The organism is Enterococcus diestrammenae (assembly GCF_049384045.1).
GTDB classification, from domain to species: domain Bacteria; phylum Bacillota; class Bacilli; order Lactobacillales; family Enterococcaceae; genus Enterococcus_C; species Enterococcus_C diestrammenae.
In genome coordinates, this window is the sequence record NZ_JBMRGR010000002.1 from 101,272 (window position 1) to 115,757 (window position 14,486).

The window sequence follows — 14,486 nt, forward strand, 5'->3', positions numbered from 1 at the left end:
CTTTTTTAGCAAATATGTTGTGGCAATATTTAGATAATTGTGAGGCTATGATTGACGATGAATTCATGAACAAGCTAGCCAATATTGCCACAGCGCTTAAAACTGGAGGAATCGATATGGAATTTGAAACGAAATGTCTACACGCTGGCTACACTCCCAAAAATGGCGAGCCTCGGGTATTACCAATCAGCCAAAGCACCACTTTTACTTATGATTCCACCGAGGCAATCGGTAAGCTCTTTGATTTGGAGGAGGCCGGCTATTTTTATACTCGATTGGCCAATCCTACGACAGGAGCAGTGGAAGCGAAAATCGCGGCTTTGGAAGGTGGCGTGGGGGCTTTATGTACCTCTTCGGGTCAGGCGGCGACGTTTTTAGCTATATTGAATATCTTGGAAAGTGGCGATCATCTGGTTGCTTCTTCCTGCATCTACGGGGGCAGTTATAATTTGCTAGCCCATACTTTCCAAAAAATGGGGATTCAAGTCACTTTCGTCGATCAAGATTTGCCTTTAGCAGAATTGCAAAAAGCACTGCAACCTAATACTAAGGCGGTTTTTGCGGAAACCATCGCCAATCCGGCCATGCGAGTGTTGGACATCGAAAAATTTGCGCAATTGGCCCATGATCATCAAGTGCCCTTTATCATCGACAATACATTTGCCACACCCTATTTTTGTCGGCCAATCGAGTTCGGTGCTGATATCGTGATTCATTCCACCACTAAGTACTTAGATGGTCACGCGGTGGCTACCGGTGGGGTGATTGTGGATAGTGGGAAGTTTCCGTGGGATAATGGGAAGTTTCCGCAATTGTCCACGCCAGATGAAACTTATCACGGAATTGTCTACACGGAAACGTTTGGAGCAGCTGCTTATATTACCAAAGCGCGAGTGCAGCTCATGCGGGATTTGGGCGCTACGCCTTCACCACAAAACTCCTTTTATTTGAATCTGGGAATGGAGACGTTGCCAGTGCGGATGGATCGTCATTTTGAAAATGCCATGGCAGTGGCCCAGTTTATTCAAGAGCAAGAAACTGTTGCAACGGTTACTTATCCTGGGTTGCCAGGGGATACCTCCTATGAGCTAAAAGAAAAATATCTACCCAGGGGATTGTGTGGCGTTATCTCTTTTGAAATTACCGCTGGAAGAAAAGCGGCTGCCCAGTGGTTGGACGCTTTGAAAATGGTCTCTCGGGAAGTCCATGTAGCTGATATTCGGACCTGTGCCTTACATCCAGCAACTTCTACTCATCGGCAAATGTCTGATGATGAATTAACCGCTGCCGGGATTTCACCTGGCTTGATTCGAATTTCGGTGGGAATTGAAAACATCCAAGATATCTTGGCAGATTTGGCTCAAGCCTTTGAACAAATGGAGGGATAAGGATGCCCATCAAATTGGCGGAGGATTTTCCAGCAAAACAAGTGTTGTTGGCCGAAGATATTTTTGCTATTGATAATGAGCGGGCGATTCACCAAGATATTCGCCCCTTGCGTTTGTTGATTTTAAACTTGATGCCTGACAAGATTACTACTGAAACACAGTTGTTGCGCTTGATTAGCCAGAGTCCCTTGCAGATTGACGTGGATTTTTTGCAGATTTCCAGTCACCAGCATAAAAATACCAGTATTACTCATTTACAAAAGTTTTATTTAACCTTTGCTGATGTAGTGACGAGCTGTTACGATGGCATGATCATTACCGGTGCTCCGGTGGAACAATTAGCCTTTACCGAAGTGGATTATTGGGAGGAACTGACGGAAATCATGGACTGGTCCCAAACCAATGTCACTAGTGTGGTGCATATTTGCTGGGGAGCGCAAGCCGGTTTGTTCCATCATTATGGGATTGCAAAAGTGGCTTATGCGGAAAAGCTCTTTGGTGTTTTTCCTCAAAAAGTAGTGGCAAAACATCGCCTGTGTCGAGGCTTCGACGACTGTTTCTGGGGGCCACAATCGCGTTATACCGGTATTGCCGAAGATCAAATCGATGGGAGTAAACTGCAAGTTATTGCTCGAGATGAAGTCATCGGTCCCAATATTTTGATTTCTAGAGACGCTCACGATATTTTCATTTTGGGACATTTTGAGTATGATACCGATACCTTAGAAAAAGAATACCACCGGGACTTGCAAAGAGGGCTAAACACCCCCAGACCACAGCATTATTATGAGCAGGACAATCCCAAGAATCCGATTATCAATCGATGGCGGGGACACGCTCATCTTCTGTATCACAATTGGTTAAATGACGTCTATCAGATGACGCCATATCAACTAGCCGAGATTCCTAGTCGACAGAGAGTCCGGAGAAAGGCCACCACAACCGAAGAGTAAATGATGGGAACCCATTGACTAACTATAGTGAGAGCTAGTCAGTTGGTTCCCTTTTTTTGCAGCAGCGAAACGACAGTAGACAAGGAGTTTGATTACTGTTGCTTCGCCTTTTGGAGGTTGAATCATTTTTTCTTAACTTGTCCTAAAAAAAGCTGCTCGGAATTACCAAGCAGCTTTCTCACAAAACTATTCTTCTTCTGTCGCGTAATAACTATGGTCCTCTAACTTCAAGGCATTCATAATCATTGAAGCCGTTTCTTCAATGGAGAGGGAGGCCACGTTGATGACCTCACAGCCAAGTTTTTGATATAACTCATTGGCAAATTCTAACTCGGCACGAATCTTGTCGATGTCTGAGTAGGCGGTATCAGGATTTAAGCCATATGCTCGCATCCGTTCTTTACGAATGCTGTTTAAGACGTCAGGGTCGTTGGTGAGGCCGACGATTTTTTTCGGATCCACTTCCCAAAGCTGTTTGGGAATGTGGGCTTGAGGGACTAGAGGCAAGTTGGCGACTTTTAGGTTTTTATTGGCTAAAAAGAGGCTCAAAGGTGTTTTGGAAGTCCGAGAAACACCTAATAGCACGACATCGGCTTCCAAAAAGCCCCGGGGATCTTTGCCATCGTCATATTTAACAGCAAATTCCATCGCCTTGATGCGTTTGAAATAGTTTTTATTCAGATGGTGGAGGGCGCCAGGTTCGCGGCTAGCTTTGATGCCACTGCGTCTTTCGATTTCATCGATGGTGGAAGAGAGGACATCGACACTGTACAAGTCGCTTTCTTGACAAAATGCTTGAATCAGTTGCAAGAGCTCTTCATCAATCATGGTATAAAGAATCATCGCATCATGCTTTTTAGCGTCCCGTAAGCCCTTGATGAGATTTTCTTTGTCATTGACGAAGGTTTTGCGATACAAGTTGAATTCGACTGTTGGAAACTGAGCCATGGTCGCTTGGGCCAATTTTGTAGCGGTTTCACCAGCCGAATCAGAGATCACATAAATTGTTAAAATATTGGTTTCATCGTTCATGAATACAGCAACTCCTCTTGTGTTTTTATGTAGATTATTATACCATACGGTTACTGGTTTTTAATTCGGAATCATTATGATTTGGCGCTGGAGAAAAATATTTTTTGCGCCAAGAGCTTTGCCAAGCTTATCAGGTGAAGGAGCAGGAAAAAGATGACCCTTACAAAAATTGAACAAGCCATGGTTACCTTAAAAGAAAATGGCTTTAAACACACCAAAAAACGCGAGATGATGTTGAGTTATTTGGCAAAACGCAATCGGTACATCGCAGCGAAAGAAATTCATCATTATCTGGATGATGCGTTTCCGGGAGTCAGCTATGATACCATCTATCGCAATCTCCATGATTTTGCGGAACTTGGTTTGCTGGAAGAAACGGACCTCAATGGCGAGATGAAGTTTCGCTTTCATTGTTGCCAAGATGGTCAACACCATCATCACCATTTTATTTGCACGGTTTGTGGCAAAACCAAAGAATTGGACTTATGTCCCATGGATTATTTTGCCGAACAATTACCTGGCTGTGTCATCGAAGGGCACCGTTTCGAAATTTTAGGTCGCTGTGAAGATTGTCAGTAGTTATTTTATTTTTAGAGTTAGCGAAAAGAAGCAAAGGGAGGATTATTTTTTTGCGGAATTCCTTGACACCGTTTTAAACCTCCTTTATAATTTTTTAAGGACAGTCTTGTTTTTTGATTTATTTTTCAAAAAGCAAAAACGGTTACTTTTTAAGCTCGGAGGGAGGGAATTTACATGTCAAAAACAGTGGTTCGTAAAAATGAATCTCTTGACGATGCTCTTCGTCGCTTCAAACGTTCCGTGTCAAAAGCCGGTACTCTGCAAGAATCTCGCAAGCGTGAATTCTATGAAAAACCAAGCGTGAAACGCAAGAAAAAATCTGAAGCAGCCAGAAAACGTAAAAAATTCTAATTTTGGCGCAAAAGGATTGGAGCTGGTAGTGTGACACTACTAAGTACACTGAACGATGATATGAAGACAGCGATGAGAGCCAAAGATAAAGAACGCTTGGCGGTGATTCGTATGTTGAAAGCATCGATTCAAAATGAAGAGATCAAAGTTGGACACGTTTTGAATGATGACGAAGAACTGACGATTTTATCCCGGGAGATGAAACAACGTCGCGATTCTTTGGCTGAATTTGAAAACGCCGGACGTGACGATCTCTCAGAAAAAGTCAAAGTCGAAATCGCAATTGTTGAAGAATATCTTCCTGCACAGCTTTCTGACGACGAAATTCGTGAGATTGTTAAGCAGGCGATCGCTAAGACCGGTGCCGCTTCTGTCAAGGAGTTTGGCAAGGTGATGGGTGTCGTGATGCCACAAGTTAAAGGCAAAGCAGATGGCAACCAAGTCAACGCAATCGTCAAAGAATTATTACAATGAATGCACAAAATCGCGGATATCATGTCCGCGATTTTTTTTGGCTTCAAAAGGTTCTCCCTCACGAAACACTGGAAGTCTCATACTGTCAGATTGTGGATGTTTAGGTCAAAAAGTTCTCAAAAAAAATAAGCTTCTGCTAAATCACTGAAGCCGGAAAGAATGACAGAGTTTTTTTCTTTTCCTTGTTGTTATGGTAAAATGGGAAAGAATGAAGGATAAAGGAGATGCGCTTTTGACTGAGGAAAGACAAACCTTACAAATGAAATTAACCTAATCTGACGACATTGCCATGTTGTTAGGGGCTCATGATAAAAATTTGAAATTGATCGAAGAAAATACCGATACAGTCATAAGAGCTCGTGGCGAAGTTATTCAAATTGAAGGTAGCCCAGAAGCGACCGATTTGGCTAAAGCGGTTATCGAAGCGATTCAAGAATTGATTAAAAGAGGCGTCAATATTAGTACGCCTGATGTCGTCTCTGCTTTGAAGATGGGTAAGCAAAAGCGTCTGGCGTTTTTTATTGCGATGTATGAAGAAGAAATTGTCAAAGATCGTAATGGTAAACCCATCCGTGTCAAAAATGCCGGGCAAAAGACTTATGTGGAGAGTGTCAAGAAACATGATGTGGTTTTTGGCATTGGACCAGCTGGGACGGGGAAAACCTTTTTGGCAGTGGTGATGGCGATCGCTGCTTTAAAAAAAGGCGAAGTTCAAAAGATTATCTTGACGCGGCCGGCTGTGGAAGCTGGCGAAAACTTAGGCTTTTTACCAGGAGATCTGAAAGAAAAGGTCGATCCTTACTTACGACCCGTCTATGATGCCTTGTATCAAATTTTTGGGACGGACCATACGAATCGCTTGATGGAGCGAGGTGTGATCGAAATTGCGCCCCTTGCCTATATGCGAGGGCGAACCCTAGAAGATGCGTTTGTGATTTTGGATGAAGCGCAAAATACGACGATTGCCCAAATGAAAATGTTTTTGACGCGTCTTGGCTTTAACTCAAAAATGATTGTCAATGGTGATACGAGTCAAATCGATTTGCCAAAAGGTGTCGTCAGTGGCTTGGTTCATGCGGAACGCACCCTGCAAAATATCAAGCAGATTGAGTTTGTCACCTTTGAAGCGAGCGACGTGGTGCGACATCCCGTAGTGGCGGAAATTATCGAAGCGTATGGACAGGCCAGTTTAAAAAACGATGCATGATACAACTGACCCTAAAACCGTTTAGGGCATGACTATTGTCGGAGGGAACTCATGATCATTCAACCTTTAAACAAGATTCAACAAAAACTTGGGCGTTGGTATACCCCGTTACTTTTTCTGTTGTTTTTTGCGCTGGTTTTTGCAACCTTATTTACTAGTGTGCAACAAAAGCAACAGAATTACACAGAAGGTCAGGTAGCTGCAGAAAATATTCGTGCCAATAAAACCGTGGAAAATACTGCTGCTACTGAGCAAAAACGTCAGTTAGCAGCTGAAAGTGTGCCCACCGAGTACAACTACCAAGAAGACTTAGCCACAGTGCAATACGATCGAGTGAAACGATTATTTGATCTTGTAAATACCGTCAATGATGACTTGAAAAAGCAATACGAAGCGGATAAGAAAAAGGCGAAAAAAGAAAGTGTTCCCGAACCGACTGTGGATGAACATACCGCTGCCTTGAAGAAAAAATTTGAAAATATCGATGATGAGGACGTCGCCTTTTATCAAAGCTTGTCTGCCGATTTTTATCAATCGTTGTTTGAAGTTTCCGCTAGTGAACTGATTACGGTGCGAAACGAAGCTTTAAATATTGTCAGTGAAGAAATGGCGCAGCATATTCGCAAAAGCAACCTGTCAGATATCCAGGACAATGCTACCCAGCAAATGCTGACGTTAGACCTTTCTGATGCTGGTCAAATCATCATGGAAGAACTGATAGCCAAAGGAATCGTGGTGAATGAATTTCCTAATGAAGCCGCGACAGAAGAAAAACGTGAAGCCGCTCGAAATGCGGTCCAATCGGTAATGATTTATCAAGGGGAGATCATCGTCCGCGAAGGTTCCCAAATCGATAGCAATGCTATGGAAAAAATGAAGCTGTTGGGTCTGACCAGTCAGACGAGTTCGATTTTTCCATTAGTTGCGATGGCGTTAGGGATTTTATTACAAATAGCAGTGCTCCTCTATTTTGGTCGGCAGTTTCATTCAAAAACTCAGCGACAACAGCTTTTTACTTTTTATACCGGCATGTTGGCTTTGAGTATTTTGGTAATGAAATTCTTTGAAGTTTTTCAAACAGAGCAAATTCCTTACATTCCCCTATTTTTCCCCGCGGCGTTTGTTCCGTTAGTCTTAAATCTTTTCTTAAATCGCCGGGCGGGTATTTTAGCAGCGATGTTCCAAGTGATTGCCGCCTTATTTGTCTATAACAGCGCGGTGGGCACCAACTTGTTGACCACAATCTTGGTGACCTATCTTTTTTCCGGTTTGATGGGTAGCATCGTTAAACGGGAACCGATTGGCAAGCAAGGATGGCCAGCGGTAGCATGGATTGTGCTATTTCCAACGCTACTGAATTTTGTCTTAGTCGTCTTCCAAGGGATGAGCTTTGGTGATGGAAGTACTTGGCTGACGATTATTTGTGGCTTTGCCGGGAATATTTTTTCTCTTTTGCTGACGATGGGGCTTCATCAGTATATCGAACTGATGGTATCTGATGATTCGGTCATTGTACTAAATGAATTGAGTAATCCCAATCATCCTTTGTTAAAACAGTTGCTGGAAGAAGCACCTGGGACGTATCATCATTCCATGATGGTAGCCAACTTGAGTGCCAATGCAGTAGCCGAAATTGGCGGACGTTCGTTATTGACTCGTGTTGCCTGTTACTATCATGACATTGGCAAGTTAAAACATGCCAATTTCTTCGTGGAAAACCTGCCTCAAGGAGCAGAGAATCCTCATAATTTCTTATTACCAGAAGACAGCAAGCAGATTATCTTTGGTCATGTGACGGATGGCGCCAAAATCTTAGAAGAGCACAAGATGCCACAGATGGTGGTGGATATTTGTCGCCAGCATCACGGCACCACCATGATGAAGTTTTTCTATGCCAAAGCCAAAGAACGTAATCCTAAGACTACGGAAGCCGACTTTCGTTATCCTGGGCCAAAACCGCAAACGAGAGAAGCCGGGGTGGTAAGCATTGCTGACAGTTGTGAAGCTGCCGTTCGGGCGATGGACCATCCTGACAATGTGAAGATCCAACAGTTTGTGCACAATTTGATTATTGATCGAATCATCGATGGTCAGCTGGATGATAGTGGCTTGACCATGAAAGAGATCCGCCTAGTAGAAAAATCCCTCGTCAATGGTTTGTGTAGTACCTTCCATTCCCGTATCAAATATCCAAAGATGAAATCAGAAGCGGAAAAAATGAAAGAAGAACAAGAAAGAAGTGGAAATTAATGGAGATCACTTTTATTGATGAAACCAATAGTGTACCCGAAGACAAAATTCACGAGATTGATGATTTGCTGCAGTTTGCAGCTGATCATCTAAAACTACCGGAAAATGCGGAGATGTCTGTCACTTTCATGGACAACGCTGCGATTCAAGAAATCAATCGGGATTACCGGGGGAAAGATGCGCCGACAGATGTTATCAGCTTTGCCTTGGAGGAAGAAGGAGAAGGGGAAATCCCAGTCATTTTTGACGAGGAAGACAGTCCTTTGCCACGAGAACTTGGCGACTTGATGATCTCGGTGGAACGGGCCAAAGAACAGGCGGAAGAATACGGCCATTCCTACGATCGCGAATTGGGTTTTCTGGCGTTGCATGGCTTTTTACACATCAATGGGTACGATCATATGAACCCAGAAGATGAAAAAGAAATGTTCACACTACAAAAGGAAATCCTTGATGCTTATGGACTCAAAAGATAAAAATACGCAAAAAAATAAAACCTTCATTGCCTCGGTGGAATTTGCAATCACTGGGGTGAAGACGGTCTTTAAAGATGAAAAAAATATGCGTCGTCACGCGGTCTTGGGGGCTTTAGCCGTCTTGGCCGGGTTAATTTTTCGCCTTGATGCCAGGGAATGGCTCTGGCTATTATTAGCAATCTTTTTGGTGTGGTTGGTAGAAATCATCAATACCGTCTTTGAAAATGTGGTGGATATGGTGACGGATTTTCACTTTCATCCCATCGGCAAAAAAATCAAGGATATGGCAGCTGGGGCAGTCTTACTGACCTCGGGCTTTGCGTTGATTGTGGCGGCCTTTTTATTCATTCCTAAATTATGGCAAATCTTTCAATAAAAATCAGAGAAACGCAATAAGGAGTAAGCAATGACAGAACATAAATCAGGCTTTGTAGCCATCGTGGGACGTCCCAATGTGGGCAAATCCACTTTATTAAACCGAATCGTTGGCCAAAAAATTGCCATCATGAGTGACAAAGCACAAACAACTAGAAATAAAATTCAAGGGGTTTACACGACCGAGGAAGCACAATTGATTTTTATCGATACGCCGGGCATTCATAAACCCAAACACCGCTTAGGGGATTTTATGGTAGAAACCGCCTATAGCGCGCTGCGAGAAGTTGATGCCGTCTTGTTCATGATCGCTGCGGATGACAAACGGGGGCGGGGAGATGATTTTATCATCGAACGCTTGAAAAATGTGGCTAGCCCTGTTTATCTAATCATCAATAAAATTGACAAAGTTCATCCGGATCAATTGTTGGGAATTATTGATGATTACCGTCAGCAGATGGATTTTAAAGAAATCATCCCAATTTCAGCAACAGAAGGCAATAACTTTGAAACCTTGATGAAGACGTTGGTTTCACAAATGCCAGAAGGTCCTCAATACTTCCCCGATGATCAAATTACCGATCATCCAGAATACTTTATCGTTTCAGAACTTGTTCGCGAAAAAGTCCTCTTACTGACAAGAGATGAAGTCCCTCACTCAGTAGCGGTGGTAGTGGATTCCATGAAGCGCAATGAAGATGACAAAGTGCATATTCAAGCGACAATCATCGTGGAGCGAGATAGTCAAAAAGGTATTATCATCGGCAAAGGTGGTAAAATGCTGAAAAATATCGGTAGCAAAGCGCGGCGAGATATTGAATTGCTTTTGGGTGATAAAGTGTACTTGGAATTATGGGTTAAAGTTCAAAAAGATTGGCGAGACAAGCAAACATATCTGATGGATTATGGTTATAAAACCGAAGACTACTAAAAGTTTTTTAAAGGTCTTTAGCGGACGAGCTTCAGCACTTTTAAAAAACTGTTGAGAAAAACAGATGGCAGGATTGGCAGCAGTGGCGGAAAAGAGCAGCTGTTGCCTTTTTTATGATAAAGGGCTGATAAAAAGTTATGCTCTAAAAATGTTGATGTATCAGTAATTAAGTGCATATCATGCTGTCATTTTAGTGTTACGAAAAAGGTGAAATTAAGCGATCTAGGAAGTGATCTGACGATAGCTAGACCGGCAAATGCCAAATACAAATTTGCCTTTGGTTGATCATACATAGCATTTGAGAAAGGTGGGGATTGGATGCAAGTGGCAGAGACGAAAGGGATTGTCTTATTTTCGCGGGATTATCAGGAAAAAGATAAATTAGTAAAGATTTTTACGGAAAGCTATGGCAAGCAGATGTTTTTCGTCAAAGGTGCCCATCGTAAAAATAATCCGCTAGCCCCAGCGTTGTTGAATTTTACTGAAGCAGTCTATTTTGGCTCCATTCGTTCAGAAGGGTTGTCCTTTTTAAATGGGGCGAAGGAAGTCAAACCTTTTCGTCAGATTCAACAAGATATCTTTTTAACCGCTTATGGGAGTTATCTGCTAAATCTGGTGGATGTTGCTATCGAGGATCATCTATACGATCCTCATCTCTATAGTTTTACCCAGCAAGCCTTGATGCAGCTAGACAATGGCTCTGACCCTGAGATAATTACTAATATTTTTGAATTGCAACTCTTGCAACGCTTTGGTGTCGCCCCCCAGTTGGACCATTGCGCAGTTTGTGGCAATCAAGAAGGTCCCTTTGATTATTCTTCTAAATATGCTGGCTTGTTGTGTCAGCGACATTTTGAGATGGACCGCTATCGTTGGCATGTCAATCCACGAGGGCTGCATTTGGCACGACTCTTGATGCAAATTTCCTATGAGCAAATCAATTCTATTCAAGTAAAGGCTGAAACGAAGCAAAATTTGCGGCACTTTATTGATCAGCTATACGAGGAGTATGTGGGGATTCATTTAAAGAGTAAGAAATTTATCGATGATATGCAAAGTTGGTCGAAATTGCTAATGCCAAAAGCTGATGAGAAAAAAGAGCCTAACGAGGAATGATTCTTAGAGATAATATTGGCAAGCTAACTTTTTTCATTGACAAATAGCGGGCAGAGTCGCTATTATATAAAGTAATTAAAGAGATGCATTGATCAAATTTGCAAAACAGACCAGACATTGCAGCGAATCCGGGGAGGTGGAAGCCGGATATGGATGCCGTTTTTGCGTAGGCGTTTGGGAGCATCAGCAAATGAAAGCTGCCGAGTGTTCGGAAGCAGGGTGGAACCGCGAATTTTTCGTCCCTGTGTTTGTCTATTCCTTTATGGAGAAGACAAACACAGGGCTTTTTGTTTGGGGACCATCTTTTTGCACAATTTGACAATTTTCTTGTCGACATATTTGAAAGGAGCGTCACAATGACAAAAATGACTGTCCAAAACATTATTTTGACCTTACAAAAATTCTGGTCAAGCAACGGCTGCATGTTGATGCAGGCCTATGACACTGAAAAAGGAGCCGGTACCATGAGTCCCTATACCTTCTTACGGGCTATCGGGCCAGAACCATGGAATGCGGCTTACGTGGAGCCTTCTCGTCGACCAGCTGATGGTCGCTATGGGGAAAACCCAAACCGGTTGTACCAACACCATCAATTCCAAGTGGTGATGAAACCTTCACCTGCCAATATCCAAGAATTGTATTTGGAAAGTTTGAAACTGTTGGGGATTGAACCCCTAGAACACGATATCCGTTTTGTAGAAGACAACTGGGAAAATCCCTCCATGGGTTGTGCTGGTTTGGGTTGGGAAGTTTGGCTCGACGGCATGGAAATCACCCAGTTTACTTATTTCCAACAAGTTGGTGGCTTGGCATGTAAACCGGTGACTTCTGAAATCACCTATGGGTTGGAACGTTTAGCTTCATACATTCAAGAAGTGGAAAGCGTCTATGATTTGGAGTGGACAGAAGGGGTCAAATACGGTGAAATCTTTAATCAACCGGAATATGAACATTCCAAGTATTCTTTTGAAATCAGTGACCAAGAGATGCTCCTAGGAAACTTTGATCGCTTTGAAAAAGAGGCCAAACGCTGCATTGACGAAAACTTGGTGCATCCGGCGTATGATTATATCTTAAAATGTAGCCATACCTTCAACTTGTTAGATGCTCGTGGGGCGGTTTCCGTGACGGAACGGGCGGGGTATCTGGCTCGGATTCGGAATATGGCACGGGCTGTGGCTAAGATTTTCGTAGCAGAACGGGCGCGCTTAGGCTACCCATTGTTGGATCCAGCTGCAGCAGCGGCGTTGTTAGAGGAGGAGAAATAAGATGGCAAAAGATTTGTTATTGGAAATCGGCTTGGAAGAAATGCCGGCTCATGTAGTCACACCAAGCATGAAACAATTGGAAACAAAAGTGACTGCTTTTTTAGATGAAAACCGTTTGAGTTTTGAATCGATTAAGGCTTTCTCTACTCCTCGTCGCCTTTCAGTATTGGTGGAAAAAATTGTCGACAAACAAGAAGATATCCAGGAAGAAGTCAAGGGACCAGCCAAAAAGATTGCTTTGGATACTGAAGGTAACTGGACCAAAGCCGCCCAAGGTTTTGTCCGCGGGCAAGGAGTGACGACAGACGCCATTACCTTTAAAGAGCTTAAAGGTGTGGAATATGTCTATGTCACAAAATACGTCAAGGGTGAAGCAGCAGAAACAGTCTTGACCGGCTTAAAAGATGTGATTACCAGCTTAACTTTCCCTGTGACGATGCATTGGAGTAATTTTGATTTTGAATACATTCGCCCGATTCACTGGATTGTGGCATTGTTGGATGATGAAGTCTTGCCGTTTGAAATTCTTGATGTGAAAACGGGACGGACTTCTCGCGGCCATCGTTTCTTAGGAGAAGATGTGACCTTTGCAAATCCCGCAGAGTATGAAGAAAAATTGGCGGCCGAATTTGTTATTGTGGATCCGCTGAAACGGAAACAACTCATCACAGATCAAATCGCTGAATTAGCTACCAAAAATGAGTTTCAAGTAGGCTTAGACGAAGACTTGTTAGAAGAAGTCAACAATTTAGTAGAATACCCAACCGCTTTTGTCGGTAATTTTGAAGACAAATACTTGGCGGTTCCGGAAGAAGTTTTAGTAACTTCCATGAAAGAACACCAACGCTATTTCGACGTGCGTAATCAAGAAGGGTTGCTATTACCGCATTTTATTTCAGTTCGTAATGGGAACAATGTCAAATTGGAAAATGTAGCTAAGGGTAATGAAAAAGTTTTGACTGCCCGGTTGGAAGATGCTGAATTCTTCTACAATGAAGATAAAAAATTGGCTATCGATGACTTGGTGGAAAAACTAAAAAATGTTACTTTCCACGAAAAAATCGGGAGTATCTACGAAAAAATGCAACGGGTTGCTGTCGCAGCTCAAATTATTGGGGAAACAGTTGGGTTATCCGATGAACAATTGGAAGATTTGCGTCGGGCTTCAGAAATTTACAAATTTGATTTAGTCACCAATATGGTAGGGGAATTTCCAGAGTTGCAAGGGATTATGGGTGAAAAATATGCCTTGTTGCAAGGAGAAAAACCAGCCGTAGCCCAAGCAATTCGGGAACACTATCTGCCAATCTCTTCTGAAGGGGTTTTGCCAGAGTCAGAAATTGGAGCTGTTTTGGCCATTGCTGATAAACTAGACAGCTTGCTTTCCTTCTTTGCCGTAGGGATGGTGCCATCGGGTTCAAATGACCCTTATGCCTTGCGTCGTCAATCATATGGGATTGTACGGATTGTCGAAAACCGTGGTTGGTACTTCCCATTGCGGAAATTACAGGCAGCCATTGACGAAAAAGTTAATACCGATGGACAACGTTTCGGGATTCAACTGACTAGTGGACAAGAAGAGGTGCTTGATTTTATCAAAGCGCGTTTCCGTCAACGCTTGACTAGTGAAAATGTCCGACATGATGTCATCGATGCCGTGATTCAAGCAGATCAAGAAGACCTGACTCAGATGTTTGCAGCCGCTGCAATTTTGCGGAAACATGTGGCAGATGCTGACTTTAAACCATCCGTAGAGGCTTTGACGCGGGCGATTAACTTAGCGCAAAAGGCGGAGCAAGGCACCGACCACGTAGATCCTAACTTGTTTGAAAATGATGCGGAAAAAGCCCTCTTTGAAGCAGCCGCTGATTTGGAACAAAAATTCCCACGGCAAACGATGGAAGAGAATTACCATGGTTTGGTGGGCTTACGTCCGGTGATTGAGAAATACTTCGCTGAAAATATGGTGATGGCGGATGATGAAAAAATTCGCCACAATCGTTTGGCACAGTTAAAAATCATTTCTAAAATGGCTTTAGCCGTTGCTCGTTTGGATGCTTTAATTACGAAATAAACTGGGATTCAA

The 14,486-nt window shown here is 42.9% G+C and carries 14 protein-coding genes; 13 read left to right on the forward strand and 1 reads right to left on the reverse strand.

The genetic code is table 11. The features are described from left to right. The first annotated feature begins 116 nt into the window (after positions 1 to 116). Positions 117 to 1,388: an O-acetylhomoserine aminocarboxypropyltransferase/cysteine synthase family protein gene (locus ACO03U_RS02015; RefSeq protein WP_204685094.1), complete on the forward strand. Its 1,272-nt coding sequence runs from the start codon at positions 117 to 119 to the stop codon at positions 1,386 to 1,388. A 2-nt stretch (positions 1,389 to 1,390) separates the two neighbouring features. Next, positions 1,391 to 2,341: a homoserine O-succinyltransferase gene (locus ACO03U_RS02020; RefSeq protein WP_204685096.1), complete on the forward strand. Its 951-nt coding sequence runs from the start codon at positions 1,391 to 1,393 to the stop codon at positions 2,339 to 2,341. 186 nt (positions 2,342 to 2,527) lie between these two features. On the opposite strand, the gene ACO03U_RS02025 is transcribed toward ACO03U_RS02020, so the two are convergent. Continuing rightward, a complete protein-coding gene (locus tag ACO03U_RS02025; RefSeq protein WP_161868408.1) occupies positions 2,528 to 3,373 on the reverse strand; it encodes a pyruvate, water dikinase regulatory protein in 846 nt (281 codons plus the stop codon). Positions 3,374 to 3,526: 153 nt separating this feature from the next. Here ACO03U_RS02025 and ACO03U_RS02030 point away from each other — a divergent pair, with 153 nt between their 5' ends. From ACO03U_RS02030 to glyS, 11 genes are all read left to right on the forward strand, one after another. Next, on the forward strand, positions 3,527 to 3,952 hold the full coding sequence (locus ACO03U_RS02030) for a Fur family transcriptional regulator (protein ID WP_161868409.1): 426 nt from the start codon (positions 3,527 to 3,529) through the stop codon (positions 3,950 to 3,952). Positions 3,953 to 4,126: 174 nt separating this feature from the next. Continuing rightward, positions 4,127 to 4,303: a 30S ribosomal protein S21 gene (gene rpsU, locus ACO03U_RS02035; protein ID WP_002356740.1), complete on the forward strand. Its 177-nt coding sequence runs from the start codon at positions 4,127 to 4,129 to the stop codon at positions 4,301 to 4,303. 30 nt (positions 4,304 to 4,333) lie between these two features. Then, a complete protein-coding gene (locus ACO03U_RS02040; protein WP_161868410.1) occupies positions 4,334 to 4,777 on the forward strand; it encodes a GatB/YqeY domain-containing protein in 444 nt (147 codons plus the stop codon). A 289-nt stretch (positions 4,778 to 5,066) separates the two neighbouring features. After that, positions 5,067 to 5,984: a PhoH family protein gene (locus ACO03U_RS02045; RefSeq protein ID WP_423104384.1), complete on the forward strand. Its 918-nt coding sequence runs from the start codon at positions 5,067 to 5,069 to the stop codon at positions 5,982 to 5,984. 51 nt (positions 5,985 to 6,035) lie between these two features. Further along, entirely contained in the window at positions 6,036 to 8,234 is a 2,199-nt protein-coding gene (locus ACO03U_RS02050; protein ID WP_204685098.1) for an HD family phosphohydrolase, read from the forward strand. Next, positions 8,234 to 8,710, forward strand: a complete 477-nt coding sequence (gene ybeY, locus ACO03U_RS02055; RefSeq protein ID WP_204685100.1) for an rRNA maturation RNase YbeY — start codon at positions 8,234 to 8,236, stop codon at positions 8,708 to 8,710. Before ACO03U_RS02050 ends, ybeY begins: the two co-directional genes overlap by 1 nt. Continuing rightward, on the forward strand, positions 8,688 to 9,086 hold the full coding sequence (locus ACO03U_RS02060) for a diacylglycerol kinase family protein (protein ID WP_204685102.1): 399 nt from the start codon (positions 8,688 to 8,690) through the stop codon (positions 9,084 to 9,086). Before ybeY ends, ACO03U_RS02060 begins: the two co-directional genes overlap by 23 nt. Positions 9,087 to 9,116: 30 nt before the next feature. After that, entirely contained in the window at positions 9,117 to 10,016 is a 900-nt protein-coding gene (gene era / locus ACO03U_RS02065; RefSeq protein ID WP_204685108.1) for a GTPase Era, read from the forward strand. A gap of 318 nt (positions 10,017 to 10,334) precedes the next feature. After that, complete coding sequence (recO, locus tag ACO03U_RS02070; protein ID WP_204685109.1) at positions 10,335 to 11,132, forward strand: DNA repair protein RecO; 798 nt, start codon at positions 10,335 to 10,337, stop codon at positions 11,130 to 11,132. Positions 11,133 to 11,488: 356 nt separating this feature from the next. Next, on the forward strand, positions 11,489 to 12,400 hold the full coding sequence (gene glyQ / locus ACO03U_RS02075; RefSeq protein WP_161868417.1) for a glycine--tRNA ligase subunit alpha: 912 nt from the start codon (positions 11,489 to 11,491) through the stop codon (positions 12,398 to 12,400). A gap of 1 nt (position 12,401) precedes the next feature. Further along, on the forward strand, positions 12,402 to 14,474 hold the full coding sequence (glyS, locus tag ACO03U_RS02080) for a glycine--tRNA ligase subunit beta (protein WP_204685110.1): 2,073 nt from the start codon (positions 12,402 to 12,404) through the stop codon (positions 14,472 to 14,474). The last annotated feature ends 12 nt before the right edge of the window (positions 14,475 to 14,486 follow it).

Excerpts from the sequence above, each read along its gene's own strand:
- ACO03U_RS02045 (WP_423104384.1), top strand. The coding sequence starts at position 5,067 with ATGTTGTTAGGGGCTCATGATAAAAATTTGAAATTGATCGAAGAAAAT.
- ACO03U_RS02060 (WP_204685102.1), top strand. The coding sequence starts at position 8,688 with ATGCTTATGGACTCAAAAGATAAAAATACGCAAAAAAATAAAACCTTC.
- rpsU (WP_002356740.1), top strand. The coding sequence starts at position 4,127 with ATGTCAAAAACAGTGGTTCGTAAAAATGAATCTCTTGACGATGCTCTT.
- ACO03U_RS02020 (WP_204685096.1), top strand. The coding sequence starts at position 1,391 with ATGCCCATCAAATTGGCGGAGGATTTTCCAGCAAAACAAGTGTTGTTG.
- recO (WP_204685109.1), top strand. The coding sequence starts at position 10,335 with ATGCAAGTGGCAGAGACGAAAGGGATTGTCTTATTTTCGCGGGATTAT.
- glyS (WP_204685110.1), top strand. The coding sequence starts at position 12,402 with ATGGCAAAAGATTTGTTATTGGAAATCGGCTTGGAAGAAATGCCGGCT.
- ybeY (WP_204685100.1), top strand. The coding sequence starts at position 8,234 with ATGGAGATCACTTTTATTGATGAAACCAATAGTGTACCCGAAGACAAA.
- era (WP_204685108.1), top strand. The coding sequence starts at position 9,117 with ATGACAGAACATAAATCAGGCTTTGTAGCCATCGTGGGACGTCCCAAT.
- glyQ (WP_161868417.1), top strand. The coding sequence starts at position 11,489 with ATGACAAAAATGACTGTCCAAAACATTATTTTGACCTTACAAAAATTC.
- ACO03U_RS02025 (WP_161868408.1), bottom strand. The coding sequence starts at position 3,373 with ATGAACGATGAAACCAATATTTTAACAATTTATGTGATCTCTGATTCG.
- ACO03U_RS02015 (WP_204685094.1), top strand. The coding sequence starts at position 117 with ATGGAATTTGAAACGAAATGTCTACACGCTGGCTACACTCCCAAAAAT.
- ACO03U_RS02050 (WP_204685098.1), top strand. The coding sequence starts at position 6,036 with ATGATCATTCAACCTTTAAACAAGATTCAACAAAAACTTGGGCGTTGG.
- ACO03U_RS02030 (WP_161868409.1), top strand. The coding sequence starts at position 3,527 with ATGACCCTTACAAAAATTGAACAAGCCATGGTTACCTTAAAAGAAAAT.